The following is a 15,008-nucleotide window of genomic DNA, read 5'->3' as shown; positions in this document are numbered from 1 at the left end:
TGACCGGCGTGCCCTTTCGGAGCTTCGGACAGTGCCTCGGCCGGTGTCCCGCGGAGGGCGCGGGAGGTGCCTCGGACGCTGGGACTCTAGCCGCAATCAGTACTAATACGGTGAAATCGGGTATCCGTGTTGGACCGGTGAAGGGCGGCCCCCGGGGAGATCACCCCTTTGGCGGCACAACCCCCGGGAGCACGGGGCGTTGACACTGCGCCGGGCATCCCCGCCCGGATGTCTGACGAGCAACCCCCAAGGAGCACCTCTCCATGTCGCGTATCGCGAAGGGCCTGGCCCTGACCTCCGTCGCCGCCGCCGCGGTGGCGGGCACCGCCGGTGTCGCCGCTGCCGACAGTGGCGCGCAGGCCGTCGCCGCCCACTCCCCGGGCGTCCTGTCCGGCAACGTGCTGCAGATCCCGGTCCACGTCCCGGTCAACGTCTGCGGCAACACCATCGACATCATCGGCCTGCTGAACCCCGCGTTCGGCAACGGGTGCGTGAACGGCTGACGCCGCTCCCGGCACCCGGGCCGGCCGTCCGCCGCGCGGTCACCCCGCGCGGGCGGGCGGCCGGTTCCGCGTTCCCCGGCACACTCCCGGCCGGTCCCGCCCTCCCCGGGGCGCGGGACCGGCCGGGAGTGTGCCGGGGATCTCATATGTCTTGCGCCGGGCGTGGTTTCCCCGCCCCCTCCGCGCTCGTTGGGCACGGCGCCAGCACGTCCACCGGCGACCCCCGTCGCCGACGAAAGGAACACGATGAAGTCCCTGAAGGCTGCCGCTGTCGTTGCCGGGTCCCTGGCCCTCGCGGGCGCCGCCGCGCCCGCGTTCGCCCAGAACACCGCCGACCTCACGCCCACCAGCCTCAACGGCGCGGTGAACTCGCTCACCAAGGGCCCCATCGACGTGATGCCGCTCAAGCACCAGTCGGACGCGCTCGACACCGAGAACAAGGACTCCGTGCTGCACACCGTGAACGGCGCGACCCGGAAGCTCAACACCGGCACCGGCCTGCTCGGCGGCCTCCCGCTCGGCGGCTGACCCGCCCCGTCACGCACTCCCGAAAGGAGCCGCGCCCGCCATGAAGCGGACCACCAGAGGCGCCCTCGCCGCCGCCGTCGCCGGTCTGGCCGCCGCCCTCGGCGCCACCGCCACCCCCGCCGCGGCCGCCGCGGCGGTCCCCGTGCCGGTGCCGCTCGGCGGCGCCGAGACCGCCCTCGGCGCGGAACTGCCCGAGATCGCGGGCGAGCTGCCCGTGCCCACGGCCGGCGCCCCCGAGGGCCCCCGGTACACCGAGGGCCGCCTGCTGCCCGACCGGACCCTGCCCCAACTGCCGGTGACCGGGGGGCTGCCCGGCCTCGACGTCCGCCAGCCCCTGCCGCGCCTGCTCGGCGAGGGCTTCGACCACGCCGCCCTCGACGCCCCCGCCGCCGGGCTGCGCACCCTGACGCCCGGCCTGGCCCTGGACACCCCGCTGCGCGCCCCCGCGGCCGCCGGCGGGCTCCCGTCCCTCGGCCTCCCCCGCGCGGGTGTACTCGCGCCCGTCGTCGAAACGGTGCCCGCGGCCGGTCTCGGTGTGGGACCGGGCCTGTAGGAGGCCGTCGCCCGTTCCCGGCGCGGCGGCCGGACGTCCGGCCGGCCGGTGCTCCGTGTGGCCCTGCGGTGAGTGACCGCAGGGCCCGTCGCCCGGTTACCGCTACCGAGCGCGGACCAGCGCACCGAACGAGAACGAGGAGCGAGCCATGGCCAACACCACCGGCACAGCGGCGGACCCGGCGGACGGGACCGGCCGGGAACCGGGCGGCCCGGCGAGAGGCGGACCCTTCCACGGCACCAGGCGGGAGATGATGCGGGGACTGCTAGCCCCCGCCCTCGCCCTCTCCGTGGCCCCGCTGATCGCGGCCTCCGCGCCCGCCGACGCCGCCCGCGGCACCCGCCCCGCGCCCCCGCTGCCGGGTGCCGAACCGCCGTCCGGCGGACGGACGGCCACCCGGCCCCTGACCGGCGCCGTGTTCGACGAGACCTACCGGGGCCACCGCATCCGCGGCGTCCGCACCGCCGCCGACCGCTCCGCCGAGGGCGACGCCTGGCACGTCACCGTGGACGGCCGCCCCCTGCACCTGATGCGCCGGGCCGACGGCACCTGGCTCAGCATGATCGACCACTACCAGTCGTACCCGACCCCGCTCGACGCCGCCCGCGCCGCCGTCGACGAGATGGGGCCGGACACCCGGCTGAACGAGGAGCCGTCCGACGGCGGCCGCACCCACCTGGGGGGACACCGTGGCGTACACGCGTAAGGACGTCAGCACGCTCACCCGCACCGAGAAGCGCCGCTTCGTCGACGCGCTGCTCGCGCTCAAACGGAGCGGAGAGTACGACGAGTTCGTCCGGCTGCACATCGACTACTACGTCTCCGACGGCGAGAAGAAGCTGCGCACCGCCCACATGGCGCCGTCCTTCCTGCCCTGGCACCGCCGCTTCCTGCTGGACCTGGAGAACGCGCTGCGCCGCGTCGACTCCTCGGTGACCGTGCCCTACTGGGACTGGACCAAGGACCGCTCCACCACCGGCGCGCCCTGGACGGACGACCTCCTCGGCGGCAACGGCCGGCGCTCCGACCACCGGGTCACCACCGGGCCGTTCGCGCACGCCACGGGCAACTGGCCGATCAGGGTCAACGTGGTGAGCACCTCCTACCTCACCCGGAACCTCGGCCGCCCCGCCGACCCGCTCGCCCTGCCGACGAAAGGCGACGTCACCTGGGCCCTCGACGACCCGGTCTACGACGCCTCGCCCTGGGACTCCACCGTCCGCACCGGCTTCCGCAACAAGCTGGAGGGCTGGGGCAGCGGCACCGGCAGCGTCTCCTGGCGCAACCACAACCGCGTCCACCGCTGGGTCGGCGGCGCCATGCTGGGCGGCGCCTCCGTCAACGACCCGGTGTTCTGGCTGCACCACGCCTTCGTGGACCTCCAGTGGACCCGCTGGCAGGCCCGGCACAGCAGCCACCGCTACCTGCCCGCCGCACAGCCCGCCCAGGGCAGCGCCCAGCGCGGCCGGATCGTCGCCCGGCACGAGAAGCTGCCGCCGTGGAACGTGACCCCGGACCAGCTGGACGACGTCGGCGGCGTCTACCGGTACGCCTGAGCCGCTCCGCCCGGCCCCCGGTGTCCGGCGGCGGGCCGGGCCCACGGCGAGGGGCCCCGGCGTCATCGTCGTGACGCCGGGGCCCCTCGGTGTGCCCGGGGCGGGTTCAGCCGCCGTAGCCGTAACCGCCGTGGCCGCCGCCGTGACCACCGCTGTTGACGCAGGTGTTGCCGAAGGCCGGGTTCAGCACACCGACCACGTCGATGGTGTTGCCGCACAGGTTGACCGGGATGTTCACCGGGACCTGGACGACGTTGCCCGACAGCACACCGGGCGAGCCGACGGCCGCGCCCTCCGCGCCCGCGTCCGCCATGGCCAGGCCGGTGCCGCTGAGCACCACGGCACCGGCGCCCAGGGCGACACCGGCAGCCTTCGCGATGCGAGACATCACGTTCTCCTTCTGACTCGGGGAGCGCGGCGGCAGGACGCGCCACCGCACTGCCGGGTTCAACGCGGGGGAGCGGGCGGGGTCACGGGAGGGAATGCGCGGATCACCCGTTTCGGGCGCGGGGACGGCCGGGGACCGCGCGCCGGTCCGCGCGCCCCGCCCCGTGCCGGACACAGCGCCCCGCCCCGTGCCGGACCCCGCGCCGGAACACCGGGGCGGTCAGCCGTCCCCGGCCGAGCGGGTCAGCCGGACGGGGATCTCCTGCCAGCCGTAGGCGATGAACGACGGCACCTGGCGCAGCCCGTCCGGCCCGTACGCCGGGGCGATGTCCGGGAAGCGGTCGAAGAGCGCGGGCAGCGCCGCCATCGCCTCCATCCGGGCCAGCGGCGCGCCGATGCAGCGGTGCACCCCGATCCCGAACGACAGGTGGTCGTCCGCGCCCCGCGCCGCGTCGAACTCCGCCGCGTCCGGGCCGTAGCGCGCCGGGTCGCTGCCCGCGGCGGCGTACGTGGTCAGGATCGCGTCGCCCGCCGGGATGGTGACTCCCGCCACGGTGATGTCGGTGACGGCGTAGCGCAGCGGCAGGTTCGCGATGGACGGGCGGGACCGCAGCGTCTCCTCGATCACCTGCTCCCAGGAGATCCCGCCCGCCCGCACGGCGGCGAGCTGCGCGGGCCGCTCCAGCAGGGCCACGACACCGTTGCCGATGAGGTTGACGGTGGTCTCGAACCCCGCGCCGATGACCAGCAGCAGCGTGTAGAGGAGTTCCTCGTCGCTGAGCCGGCCGCCGTCCTCGTCGCGGACCCGGAGCAGTTCGGTGGTCATGTCGTCGCCGGGGTGCTCGGCCTTGTGGGCGATCAGGGCGCCGAGGACGGCGGCCGTCTGCTCCTGGACGAGGGCGCCGTGCTCGGGGCTCGGGTCCGAGGTGTCCATCAGCGCGGCGATCAGCCGCCCGGTGGCGCCGACGAGATGGTCCGGCACCCCGAACAGGTCGCAGATCATCCGCATCGGCAGCGGATGGGCGAGGGCGGCCCGCAGGTCCACCACCGAGCCGTCCGCCCCGGCGGTCCCCAGCTCGCCCAGCAGCTCCTCCGCGATGGCCTCGACCCGGCCCCGCATGGCCTCGGTGCGGCGGGCGGTGAAGCTGGGGGCGACCAGCCTGCGCAGCCGGGTGTGGTCGCCCCCGTAGGCGCTGAGCATGTTGACGACGCCCACCCAGCCGAGGATCCACACCCACTCCGGGTTCTCCGGGACGCGCGGGAACAGCGACCAGTGCCGGCGCGGGTCCTTGCTCACCCGGGGGTCGAGGATCAGCTCCTTCAGCACGTCGTGCCCGGTGGGGGCCCAGGCGGGGATGCCGCCCGGCAGCTCCACGGGCACCACCGGGCCCAGGGAGCGCAGCCTCGCGCTCTCGGCAACGATGTCGGAGCCGAACGGATCGATGACGACGCGGGTGGGGTCGGACACGGTCATGCACGATCTCCTGCCTGGTCGGGAACACGGGCGGTGAAGCGGACGGGCAGTGCCGTCAGGGAGCGGTGGAAGGGGCCCGGACGCCACTGGAGGCGCTCGCGGGCGACGGTGGGCCGCAGGTCCGGCAGCCACTGGGTGAGGCGCTCGACCGCCTCCGTGGCGATCAGCAGCGCGGGCTGCTTGACCGGGCAGGAGTGGGGACCGGCGCCCCAGGACAGGTGCGAGGCGTCGTGCGGGTGGTGGGTGCCCGCGTGGTCCCGCTCCGAGAAGTGCCCCATCGCGCCGAAGGAGATGATGATCGGCACCGCCGCCTGGAGCCACATCCCGTGGAAGCTCGTCGACCGCCGGGCGAAGTGCACCCCGTAGTTGGAGAGCGGCGTCTCGTAGCGCAGCACCTCCATGACCGCGTCCATGACCGGCCGCGCGCCCGAGGTGAGCGTCGAGTAGTAGGCGGGGTTGCCGAGGATGCGGGAGAGGGCGTTGGAGATCAGGTTGGCGGTGGGCTCGTGGCCGGCGCCCAGGGTGAGGAACACCTGCCAGGTGACCTCCTCCGGGGTGAGCCGCAGCGGGTGGTCCAGCAGCCGGCTCGGCAGGTCGTCGCCGCGCCGCGCGGACTTGACCGCGATCAGCTCCATGACGTACTTGCCGTACTCGGCCTCGCCCGCGGCGGACTCCTCGCCGCCCTCCATCATCAGGCCCAGGGCCGCCTCCAGGCGGCCGGACTCGCTGTCCGGCAGGCCGAAGAGGTTGTTGAGGACCAGCGTCATCAGCGGGCGCGCGAACTGGCGGACGAGGTCGGCCTCGCCGTCCGGCCCGAAGCGCGAGACCAGGATGTCCACCGAGCGGTGCACCCGCTCCCGCAGGTCGTGCGGCTCGACGAGGTCGAAGGCGTCCAGCAGGGTCTGCCGGTAGCGGATGTGCTCCCCGCCGTCCGCGAACAGGCAGTTGGGCCGCCAGCGCATCATGGACAGGAGCTGGGAGTCCTCCGGGACGGTCCGCTCCCAGGGGCGGGGGTCCACGGAGAAGGACTCGGTGTCGTGCAGCAGGTCCAGCGCGGCCCGCCGGTCGGTGACCACGTACGCCGACTGCCCGGGGGCCAGCTCGGCCCAGCCGACGGGCCCCTGGGCGCGCAGGGCGGTGTAGTAGGCGTAGGGGTCGAGGGCGAAGCCGTCCTCCCACAGGCGCACCGGCGTGCCCTGGGCGAAGGCGTCGGAACGGGCTGGGTGGGTGGTCACCGTACCTCCGCGGACATGCGGTCGATGAGATGCTGGACGAGGGAGATCAGCGCGTCGAGGGACGAGTTGGTGTCCCGGGCGTCGCAGACCACGAGCGGGGTGTCCGGCTCCAGGTCGAGGGAGCGGCGGAGCTGCTCCTCCGTGTAACGGGGGGAGTCGGGGAAGGTGTTGAGCGCGACGGCGTACGGCACCCCGCTCTCCTCGACCAGGCCGAGGACGTCGAAGGACTCGTCGATGCGCCGGGTGTCGACGAGGACCAGCGCGCCGAGCGCCCCGTAGGCGATGTCGTCCCACAGCGGGCGGAACCGTTCCTGCCCGGGGGTGCCGAACAGGTAGAGGACGACCGAGTCGCCCAGCGACGCCCGGCCGAAGTCGATGGCGACGGTGGTCGTGGTCTTGTCCCGGACGCCGGCCAGGTCGTCGACCGCCACGGACGCCTGGGTCAGGTGCTCCTCGGTGTGCAGGGGGCGGATCTCGGACACCGCGTCGATCAGGGTGGTCTTGCCCACCCCGAACGGCCCGGTGACCAGGATCTTCACCAGCTCCCGCGCGGTCTCCGGGAGGTGCAGCTCCGAGGCGGTCGGGGGCGGGGCGGACGCGCTGTACATCCGGTCAGAGCTTGAGGGCGCGGAGGCCATCGGCCACTCTCTCCAAGAGGTCACGGTCGGGCAGGGCGGCGAGGGGGACGGGCGGGCGGGCGCTCACCAGTCCCTGGTCGGTCAGGGCGGCGGCGAGCACCCGCAGCGCGGAGACCGGCAGCCGCAGCAGGGCCGCCGCCTCCACCACGGTCAGCGAGCCGCCCTCCAGCGCGCCGAGCAGGGCGTGCTGTGCCGCGGGCAGGCCGGCCGGGGCGGGGCCCCCGGTGCCGGTCAGGACGGACAGCCGCTCCAGGCTGTTGCGGCTGGGCCGGGCCACGCCCCCGGTCGAGAGATACGCGGGGACGAGCGGGCGGCCGGTGCGGCGGCCGGTCATGCCGGGTGGCCGTCGGCCCCGCGGGGCGCGGCGGTCATGGCCTTCTGGCCGAGCCGGGCGACCTGGGAGTGGACCCGGTGACCGAGCAGGTCCAGCCGTACCTCGGGACCGCCGTAGGCGGCGACGCAGGTGCCGTGGTCGGTGGGCGCCACCAGGATGTAGCCGTGGTCGGACTCGATGACGACCTGGCGCAGCAGCGCGCCGGGGGCGTCCGCGAAGGCCGCGGCGGCGGTGCGGCAGGCGCCCTGCACGGTCGAGGTGATCGCGGCGACCCGCTCGGCGGACTCCTGGGCGAGCGCAGCGGAGTATCCGGAGACCAGACCGTCCCTGGTGAGCAGCACGGCGGCCCGTACGTGCGGGATCTCCAGGATCGGGTCGAGAACCCAGGCGGTGTCGCCGGTCTCGCGGCTGTTCATAGCGGGTCGCTCCCTTCGGTGGCGGCGGCCTGTCGGGCCGCGTTGGTGGCGGACTGGAGTGCGCCGAGCGCGGCGGCGGATTCCTCGGGGGTACGGACGGGGGACCTCGGCGGTGCCGCCCGGTCGTCGTCGGCGGCGGCGGTCCGGGCCCGGCGGCGGCGCTGCGGGAGCAGGTCGCCGTCGGGGTAGCCGCCGGGCGCGGACCGGGGGGTGATCCCGGGCCCGGTGCCGGGGGCGGCGGCCGGTGCGGGCGGGGGCGGGGGGTCCGCGGGGGCGGGCGGGTGCGGGAGCGGGGTGTCGAGGGCGGCACCCCGCGCGGCCTCCTCCCGGGTGGGGCGCCGGTCGGCGAAGGCGTCCGGGTGCCCCTCGGGCCCCTCGTGCTCCTCCGTCCGGTACTGCCGGGTGGAGGGGGCGGCGCTGGCGGAGGGCGGGTGGAGCAGGGGGTCGATGTACGACAGCAGATGCGTCTTGATCAGCAGGATGGCGCGGACGCCGCCGTAGGGGGAGGGCGTCGACAGGTCGACGGAGAGGTCGAACTGCCGGGTGAGCTGGCCGATGGCGGCGAGACCCATCCGGGGCGGGTCGCCGAGGTCGGACAGCATGATCGGCTCGGTGCCCGCCACCAGCCCCTGGGCGGTGCGGCGCTCGTCGGGGGCCATGCCGACGCCCGCGTCGTCCACGGTGACGGTGATGCCGTGGTGGGCGCGTTCGAGGTTGACGACGACGGCGGTCTCGGGCGAGGAGTGGCGCAGGGCGTTGTCGAGCAGCTCGGCCATGATGATGGCGACCGGCTCCACGGCGTGCGAGACCAGCGCGGTGCCGGGTTCGAGGTGGTTCTGCACCCGCACCCGGTGGTAGCCGACGAGCCGGGCCTGGCCGCCGGTGACGGCGTCGACGAGATGCGACTCCTCGCGGGCCAGCCCGACCCACGCGCCGCAGATCACGGCCGCCACCTGGGCGCGGCGCAGCGACTGCTCGTTCTCGTGGTCGAGGGCGTAGAGGGTCTGCGCCAGCTCCGGGTCGTCGTAGCGGAGCTGGAGTCCGTGCAGCACGTCCTGGAGGCGGTAGAGGCCGGCCTGGATCTCGCGGGTGGTGCCGCGCATCCCGGAGCGGGCGGCGGCGTCGACCCGCTTGCGTTCCTGGAGGACGGCCCGGCGCAGCTCCGCCAGCACGGGCTCGGTCCCGGCGCCCGCCGGCCCGAGCGGCCCCGGCACGGGGACGTGGGGGTGGGCCAGGCGGGAGGCCTCGGCGGGCATCCGCTGGGCGGCGAGGTGGTCGAGCTCCGCGGAGAACGCGGCCTGTGCCCGGACCAGTTGGGTCTGTGCGGCGTCGAGCCGCTCGCGCACCGCCTCGGTCTCGGCGTTCTGGCGGGCTCGTCCCCGCCGCGCGCTCAGCAGTCCGCCGCCGAGTGCGAAGGCGGTCAGCGTCCCGGCGGCCAGGCCGGCTGCGGCCAGCTCCGGTATCTCGATCATGGAAAAGGACCTCGGAAGGGGCAGGGGAAAGTCCACGCGATGTGGACGCGCCAAGTACACACTGCAATCGGCCACTTGTCCGCAGTTTTGGCCGGAGATCCTTTTTGTTTTGTCCGAACCACGACTTTGCTGTCGCGGTGTCTCGCTGTGTGACGGGTCACACACACCGATATCCGGTGGCCGCGGTACCGCTTTCCCCGGTACGGCCCCGCGGGCCGCGCCGTCCGGGGCACCGGGGGGACGCCGTCCGGGGCGCGGTCCGGGGCGCCGCCGGGGCGTCGCGCGCGGGACGTCGCACGGCTGTGCGGGGCGTCGCGCCGCGGGCCGCCGTGCCGGGCCCGGCCGGGGCCGGGCCGTCTACACTGGGCGCGGGGTCGTGTTGCATCTCGGGATCACTGATCATCTGCGCATGAGGCGAATACCGGCCGACGGCGTCGGTCGCCCAGCCGGCCTCTGGAAGTAGAACTGACTGGGAAGGGTGTGTCGGAGTGACGCGCTATGGGTCTCCGCTGCCGGAGAAGCCACTGCTCGACGGACTGGAGACCAAGTGGTCCCAGTTCTGGAGCGAGGCCGACGTATACCGCTTCGACCGGCCGGGCACCCGCGACACGGTCTTCTCCATCGACACCCCGCCCCCCACGGTGAGCGGATCGCTGCACGTCGGGCACGTGTTCAGCTACACCCACACCGACATCGTCGCCCGCTACCAGCGGATGCGCGGCAAGCACGTCTTCTACCCGATGGGCTGGGACGACAACGGCCTGCCGACCGAGCGCCGGGTGCAGAACTACTACGGCGTGCGCTGCGACCCCTCGCTGCCCTACGACGCCGACTTCGTGCCGCCGGTCCCCGTCGCGGAGCGCACCGGCAAGGACAAGAAGGCGCCGGCCGTCAGCATCTCCCGGCAGAACTTCGTCGAGCTGTGCGAGCGGCTCACCGCCGAGGACGAGCAGGTCTTCGAGGAGCTGTGGCGCAAGCTGGGCCTCTCGGTCGACTGGTCGATGACGTACACCACCATCGGCAAGGAGGCCCAGAAGGTCTCCCAGGCCGCCTTCCTGCGGCTGCTCGGCCGCGGTGAGGCGTACCAGTCCGAGGCGCCGACCATGTGGGACGTCTCCTTCCAGACCGCGGTCGCCAACGCCGAGGTCGTCGAGAAGGAGGTCGCGGGCGCCTACCACCGCCTGGCCTTCAAGCACGGCGACGAGGACGTCTTCATCGAGACGACCCGCCCCGAGCTGCTGCCCGCCTGTGTCGCCCTGGTCGCCCACCCGGACGACGAGCGCTACCGGCCGCTCTTCGGCCAGGAGGTCTCCTCCCCGCTGTTCGGCGTCCGCGTCCCGGTGGTCGCCCACCACGCCGCGGACCCCGAGAAGGGCAGCGGCATCGCCATGATCTGCACCTTCGGCGACATGAACGACGTGCTGTGGTGGCGCGAGTTCAAGCTGCCCACGCGGACCGTGATCGGCCGCAACGGACGGCTGCTGCCGGTGGACTTCACCGAGCTGCCGTGCGAGGACGCGGCGCGCGCCCAGGAGGTCTACGACACCGTCGTCGGCAAGACCGTGCACACCGCCAGGGAACTCCTGGTGGCCGAGCTGCGCGAGTCCGGCAGCCTCGTCGGCGACCCCCGGCCGACCACCCGTCCGGTGAAGTTCTTCGAGAAGGGCGACAAGCCCCTGGAGATCGTCAGCAGCCGGCAGTGGTTCATCCGCACCGTCGAGCACCGCGACGAGCTGCTCGCCCGGGGCGAGGAACTCCAGTGGCACCCCCGGCACATGCAGTCGCGGTACAACGACTGGGTCAAGGGCCTGAACATCGACTGGCTGATCAGCCGCCAGCGCTTCTTCGGCGTCCCCTTCCCGATGTGGTACCGGCTGGACGAGGCCGGTCAGCCGGACTACGACGCGCCGATCGTCCCGGACGAGTCGACGCTGCCGGTCGACCCCTCCAGCGAGTGCCCGCCCGGGTACACCGAGGAGCAGCGCGGCGTGCCCCACGGCTTCATGGGCGAGCCGGACGTCATGGACACCTGGGCCACCTCCTCGCTCAGCCCGCAGCTCGCGGGCGGCTGGCTCTCCGACCCGGAGCTGTTCGCCCAGGTCTACCCGATGGACCTGCGCCCCCAGGCCCACGACATCATCCGGACCTGGCTGTTCACCACGGTCGTCCGGTCCCAGCTGGAGTCCGGCGTCCTGCCCTGGAAGCACACGGCGCTCTCCGGCTGGATCCTCGACCCGGACCGCAAGAAGATGTCCAAGTCGCAGGGGAACGTCGTCACCCCGGGCCACCTCCTGGAGGAGTACGGCGCGGACGCGGTCCGCTACTGGGCGGCGAGCGGCCGTCCGGGCACGGACACCGCCTTCGACCCCCAGCAGATGAAGATCGGCCGCAGGCTGGCCATGAAGCTGCTGAACGCCAGCAAGTTCGTGCTGTCCCTGCCCGCGCCGGCCGAGGGCGCCCGGACGACGGACCCGTTCGATCGGGCCCTGGCGGCGCGGCTCGCGGGCACGGTGCGGGAGGCCACGGAGGCGCTGGAGGGCTTCGACTACACGTCGGCGCTGGACAGCATCGAGCGGTTCTTCTGGTTCTTCTGCGACTACTACGTCGAGCTGGTCAAGGAGCGCGCCTACGGCAAGGAGTCCCAGGAGGGCGCCGAGTCGGCGCGGGCCACGCTGCGGCTCGCCCTGGACGTGGTGACCCGGATGCTCGCCCCGGTGCTCCCCTACACCACCGAGGAGACCTGGTCCTGGACCCATGACTCCACCGTGCACCGGGCCGCCTGGCCGGTGGTGGAGGAGCTGGCCGGGGCTGCCGCCGAGGGCCGCCCGGAGCTGACCGAGGTCGCCTCGTCCGTGATCACGGTCATCCGCAAGGCGAAGTCCACGGCGAAGGTGTCCATGCGCGCCGAGGCCGCCCGGGTCGTCCTGCGGGCCCCGGCCGCGGTGCTGGAGGACGTCCGGCTGGTGAGCGCGGACGTCCGGGCCGCCGGCGCGGTGCGGGAGTTCGAGTTCGTGGCGGACGAGGACGCCGAGCTGACCGTCGAGGTCGAGCTGGCGTGACGCCCGCGCGGCGGTGACCGCCGCCCCGAACGCCCCCGAGGGCCCCACCGCGCCGCGGTCGGGGCCCTCGGCCGTGGCGGGGGCGGACGGGGAACGGGCGGTGCGGGGCCGCGGGCCGGCGGTGGTGCCCGGGCTCGCGGGGCCGGTGGGGCCGGTGGGGCCGTCGGGCGGACTCCGGGCCCGGCGGTACGCTTCTGATCCACCGTCATTCACATCGGGCGGCCCGGGACATTCGCCGGTGAACGGGCCGGTCCGCGGGGGGAGGCGGCGCACCGGCGCCCGGTCCCGGCGCGGACGGCGTCCGGCGCCCGGGGCCGCCGGGGAGCAGCCCGTGCCTGAGCCGGAACAGAGTGGTGCGCACACCGATTTGGGACAGGAACGGCCCCACGGCGCCCGGATCTACGACTACCTCCTCGGCGGGGCGACGCACTACGCCGTGGACCGGATCGCGGGCGACGAGATGGCCCGGGCGTTCCGCCCCATCGAGACCACCGCCAGGGTGAACCGGGCCTTCGGGCTGCGGGCCGTGGGCCGGCTCGCGCGCCTGGGCGTCCGGCAGTTCGTCGACGTGGGCACCGGCTTCCCGCACGCGCCCCACCTCCACGACGTGGCACAGGCGATCGCCCCCGAGTGCCGGTTCGTCCACGTGGACAACGACCGACTCGTGATCGTCTACGCCGACGAACTGCTGCACGGCACCCCCGAGGGGCGCACGGACCGGGTCCGGGCCGACGTCACCGACCCGGTGCGGCTCTGGGAGGCGGTGACGGGGCTGGGCGTCCTCGACCCCGGCTCCCCGGTCGCCCTCGTCCTGCACGGGCTGCTGCACCTCGTCCCCGACGGACGGGCCCACGAGAGCGTCGCCCGGCTGCTGGAACCGCTGCCGCCGGGGTCGTACCTGAGCCTGAGCCACTGCACCGGGGACTTCGCCCCCCGGGAGTGGCGGGCCGTCGCCGAGGTCTGCGCGCGGTACGGCACCCCGCTGCGGGTGCGGGGGCACGCGGAGGTGGCCGCCTTCTTCGACGGCCTCGAACCGGTCGGCCCCGGGGTGGTCCCCGCCCACCGGTGGTATCCGGAGCCGGGCAGCGGGCCCGGGGTGGTCAGCGACCGGCAGGCGTCGCTCTACGCGGGGGTCGCCCGCAAGCCCTGACCGCCGCTGCCGCTGCCACCCGCGCCGCCGGGGGCGGGGGCGCGGCCGGAGGCCCCGTCCGCGGGGTCCCCGGCGGACGGGGCGGTGTCCCTGCCGGGTGGGCCGGAGGGCGGGTCGGGCACGGGGCGGGCCGGGGGCGCGGCCAGGACGGGCGGGCGGTCCGGGGCCCCGTGGGCCGGGGTGCCACCGTCCGTGCCGTCCGCGCCCGTCGTGCCGTCCGCGTTCGCCGTGCCGCCCGTGCCCGTCGTGCCGTCCGCGCTGTCCGTGCCCGCCACGCTGCCTGTGCTGCCTGTGCTGCCCGTGTCGCCAGCGCCCGCCACGCTGCCCGTGCCGCCCGCGCGGCACATGCCCGTCATGCCTGCTGTGCCGCCCGTGCCCGCCACGCCGCCTGTGCCGCCCGTGCCGCACATTCCCGCCGCGCCCGTCCGGTCGCCCACGCCCCCGGCGGGCTCCGCTGTCGCCGGGCCGCCCGCTCCGCCGCGTCCCGTGGACCGGCCGTCGGTCCGGTAGCGCTCCGCCAGTTCGCGGAGCCGGCTCCGCGACGCCTCCGGTTCCAGCGCGTGGGCGCGCAGCCGGTCGAAGGCGCGCTCCCGGTGGTCCACCATGTCCTCCTCCTGGATGAACAGCCCGCCGTCCAGGCTCTCCGCGTAGGCGACCTTGGGCACCCGGCCCTCGAAGTCGAAGAGCAGGGTGCTGCCCAGCTCGACCGGCAGGTCGTAGTGGCGCCCCTGTTCGGCCACGCGCACCTGGTGGCCGCGCCGCCGCGACAGGGCGATCAGGTGCTCCATCTGCCCGGCCATGATCTCCGGCGAGCCGACCGGGTTCAGCAGCGCCGACTCGTGGACCACGCAGATCAGGTTCTTCCCCGGCGTCGCGGCGAACCGCTCCCGGCGGGCCCGGCCCAGCCGCAGCAGCGCGTCATGGGCCCCGCTCCCGCCGGGGCCGCGCCGGACCAGCGCCTCGGCGTAGGCGGGGGTCTGCAGCAGTCCGTACAGCAGGACGCAGTCGTTGGCCTTGACGCGGGTCGCCATGTCCTCGAAGCTCACCACCGCCTGGAGGTACGGCGGGGCCACCGTCGACCATCTGTCCCACCAGGTCGGCCGGTTGGCGAGTTCGGCCAGGCGGAACAGCCGGTCGCGCTCCCGCGTCTCCTCGACCCCGTAGACGAAGAGCAGTCGCAGCAGGTCCTTCTCCTTGAACAGGTGGTGGCCGCGCTCGATCCGGCTCAGCTTGGAACCGGAGCAGCCCATGTGGCGCGCCACGTCCTCCAGCTTCAGGCCGCGCTCCAGGCGCCGGGCGCGCAGGGTGCGGCCGAGCAGCATCCGGGGCGCCGAGGGGCCGATCTCGTTCCGGAGGTAGCGCACCGCGCTCCGATGGCCCTGCCGCTCGCCCCCGCCTCCGCCGTCGCCAGGCTCCGCGGTGCCAGTCGTCTGCCTGACCAACGTTCGCTCCTCGTATCCGGAATCGTCACCGAGCGTGACCTCCCGGGACCCGTGGCGCGTGGTGCCGTGCCTCGCGGGGTGTGTCGCGGGGATGTCCCCGGTGGTACGCGTGTCCGACCGCCCGCCGGCCCCGGCGGGTGTGCCGCCGGTCGCGCGCGGTGGGCGTCGCGGTGGTCAACGTAGCGTCCCCCGGCGGGGGCCGGGGCACTCGCGGGCGGCCGGGATGGCGCATTCGCGCGGTCGCCGCGCCCCCGGAGGGCG

At 74.6% G+C, this 15,008-nt stretch carries 15 protein-coding genes; 7 read left to right on the top strand and 8 right to left on the bottom strand.

What is annotated here, in order from left to right:
- The first annotated feature begins 263 nt into the window (after positions 1-263).
- From chpG to ACZ7LB_RS06535, 5 genes are all read left to right on the top strand, one after another.
- On the top strand, positions 264-503 hold the full coding sequence (chpG, locus tag ACZ7LB_RS06555) for a chaplin ChpG (RefSeq protein ID WP_265293831.1): 240 nt from the start codon (positions 264-266) through the stop codon (positions 501-503).
- A gap of 246 nt (positions 504-749) precedes the next feature.
- Positions 750-1,031 (top strand): hypothetical protein, encoded by a 282-nt coding sequence (locus tag ACZ7LB_RS06550; RefSeq protein ID WP_161225874.1) that lies wholly within the window; start codon positions 750-752, stop codon positions 1,029-1,031.
- Positions 1,032-1,071: 40 nt separating this feature from the next.
- The gene (locus ACZ7LB_RS06545; RefSeq protein ID WP_471465700.1) at positions 1,072-1,584 is read left to right on the top strand and encodes a hypothetical protein; all 513 of its coding nucleotides are present in this window, start codon (positions 1,072-1,074) and stop codon (positions 1,582-1,584) included.
- Positions 1,585-1,732: 148 nt separating this feature from the next.
- Positions 1,733-2,290 (top strand): tyrosinase family oxidase copper chaperone, encoded by a 558-nt coding sequence (locus ACZ7LB_RS06540; RefSeq protein ID WP_471465699.1) that lies wholly within the window; start codon positions 1,733-1,735, stop codon positions 2,288-2,290.
- Positions 2,274-3,140 carry a tyrosinase family protein gene (locus ACZ7LB_RS06535; RefSeq protein WP_471465697.1) on the top strand — a complete coding sequence of 289 codons (867 nt, stop codon included), beginning with the start codon at positions 2,274-2,276 and terminating at the stop codon, positions 3,138-3,140. Before ACZ7LB_RS06540 ends, ACZ7LB_RS06535 begins: the two co-directional genes overlap by 17 nt.
- Positions 3,141-3,246: 106 nt before the next feature.
- Here the strand turns inward: ACZ7LB_RS06535 and ACZ7LB_RS06530 are convergent, their stop codons facing one another.
- From ACZ7LB_RS06530 to ACZ7LB_RS06500, 7 genes are all read right to left on the bottom strand, one after another.
- On the bottom strand, positions 3,247-3,528 hold the full coding sequence (locus ACZ7LB_RS06530) for a chaplin (RefSeq protein WP_471465695.1): 282 nt from the start codon (positions 3,526-3,528) through the stop codon (positions 3,247-3,249).
- 219 nt (positions 3,529-3,747) lie between these two features.
- Positions 3,748-5,001, bottom strand: coding sequence for a cytochrome P450 family protein (locus ACZ7LB_RS06525; protein WP_471465693.1), 1,254 nt, complete (start codon positions 4,999-5,001; stop codon positions 3,748-3,750).
- Positions 4,998-6,236: a cytochrome P450 family protein gene (locus ACZ7LB_RS06520; RefSeq protein ID WP_471465691.1), complete on the bottom strand. Its 1,239-nt coding sequence runs from the start codon at positions 6,234-6,236 to the stop codon at positions 4,998-5,000. The genes ACZ7LB_RS06525 and ACZ7LB_RS06520 overlap by 4 nt, the downstream gene beginning before the upstream one ends.
- Entirely contained in the window at positions 6,233-6,844 is a 612-nt protein-coding gene (locus ACZ7LB_RS06515) for a GTP-binding protein (RefSeq protein WP_237532163.1), read from the bottom strand. The genes ACZ7LB_RS06520 and ACZ7LB_RS06515 overlap by 4 nt, the downstream gene beginning before the upstream one ends.
- A gap of 4 nt (positions 6,845-6,848) precedes the next feature.
- Complete coding sequence (locus tag ACZ7LB_RS06510) at positions 6,849-7,208, bottom strand: DUF742 domain-containing protein (RefSeq protein ID WP_265293822.1); 360 nt, start codon at positions 7,206-7,208, stop codon at positions 6,849-6,851.
- Positions 7,205-7,624 (bottom strand): roadblock/LC7 domain-containing protein, encoded by a 420-nt coding sequence (locus ACZ7LB_RS06505; protein WP_471465690.1) that lies wholly within the window; start codon positions 7,622-7,624, stop codon positions 7,205-7,207. The genes ACZ7LB_RS06510 and ACZ7LB_RS06505 overlap by 4 nt, the downstream gene beginning before the upstream one ends.
- Positions 7,621-9,096 carry an ATP-binding protein gene (locus tag ACZ7LB_RS06500; RefSeq protein WP_471465689.1) on the bottom strand — a complete coding sequence of 492 codons (1,476 nt, stop codon included), beginning with the start codon at positions 9,094-9,096 and terminating at the stop codon, positions 7,621-7,623. Before ACZ7LB_RS06500 ends, ACZ7LB_RS06505 begins: the two co-directional genes overlap by 4 nt.
- Positions 9,097-9,584: 488 nt before the next feature.
- Between ACZ7LB_RS06500 and valS the strand changes: the two genes are divergently transcribed.
- A complete protein-coding gene (valS, locus tag ACZ7LB_RS06495; RefSeq protein ID WP_471465688.1) occupies positions 9,585-12,155 on the top strand; it encodes a valine--tRNA ligase in 2,571 nt (856 codons plus the stop codon).
- A gap of 331 nt (positions 12,156-12,486) precedes the next feature.
- Positions 12,487-13,305 carry an SAM-dependent methyltransferase gene (locus ACZ7LB_RS06490; protein WP_471465687.1) on the top strand — a complete coding sequence of 273 codons (819 nt, stop codon included), beginning with the start codon at positions 12,487-12,489 and terminating at the stop codon, positions 13,303-13,305.
- Here the strand turns inward: ACZ7LB_RS06490 and ACZ7LB_RS06485 are convergent.
- Positions 13,278-14,747: a helix-turn-helix domain-containing protein gene (locus ACZ7LB_RS06485; RefSeq protein WP_471465686.1), complete on the bottom strand. Its 1,470-nt coding sequence runs from the start codon at positions 14,745-14,747 to the stop codon at positions 13,278-13,280. The genes ACZ7LB_RS06490 and ACZ7LB_RS06485 overlap by 28 nt on opposite strands.
- Positions 14,748-15,008: the final 261 nt, after the last annotated feature.

The sequence above is a fragment of the Streptomyces sp. NPDC107521 genome, assembly GCF_055598485.1.
This window is presented reverse-complemented; position numbering and strand designations above follow the sequence as displayed.

Excerpts from the sequence above, each read along its gene's own strand:
- chpG (WP_265293831.1), top strand. The coding sequence starts at position 264 with ATGTCGCGTATCGCGAAGGGCCTGGCCCTGACCTCCGTCGCCGCCGCC.
- ACZ7LB_RS06550 (WP_161225874.1), top strand. The coding sequence starts at position 750 with ATGAAGTCCCTGAAGGCTGCCGCTGTCGTTGCCGGGTCCCTGGCCCTC.
- ACZ7LB_RS06545 (WP_471465700.1), top strand. The coding sequence starts at position 1,072 with ATGAAGCGGACCACCAGAGGCGCCCTCGCCGCCGCCGTCGCCGGTCTG.
- ACZ7LB_RS06540 (WP_471465699.1), top strand. The coding sequence starts at position 1,733 with ATGGCCAACACCACCGGCACAGCGGCGGACCCGGCGGACGGGACCGGC.
- ACZ7LB_RS06530 (WP_471465695.1), bottom strand. The coding sequence starts at position 3,528 with ATGTCTCGCATCGCGAAGGCTGCCGGTGTCGCCCTGGGCGCCGGTGCC.
- ACZ7LB_RS06525 (WP_471465693.1), bottom strand. The coding sequence starts at position 5,001 with ATGACCGTGTCCGACCCCACCCGCGTCGTCATCGATCCGTTCGGCTCC.
- ACZ7LB_RS06515 (WP_237532163.1), bottom strand. The coding sequence starts at position 6,844 with ATGTACAGCGCGTCCGCCCCGCCCCCGACCGCCTCGGAGCTGCACCTC.
- ACZ7LB_RS06510 (WP_265293822.1), bottom strand. The coding sequence starts at position 7,208 with ATGACCGGCCGCCGCACCGGCCGCCCGCTCGTCCCCGCGTATCTCTCG.
- ACZ7LB_RS06505 (WP_471465690.1), bottom strand. The coding sequence starts at position 7,624 with ATGAACAGCCGCGAGACCGGCGACACCGCCTGGGTTCTCGACCCGATC.
- ACZ7LB_RS06500 (WP_471465689.1), bottom strand. The coding sequence starts at position 9,096 with ATGATCGAGATACCGGAGCTGGCCGCAGCCGGCCTGGCCGCCGGGACG.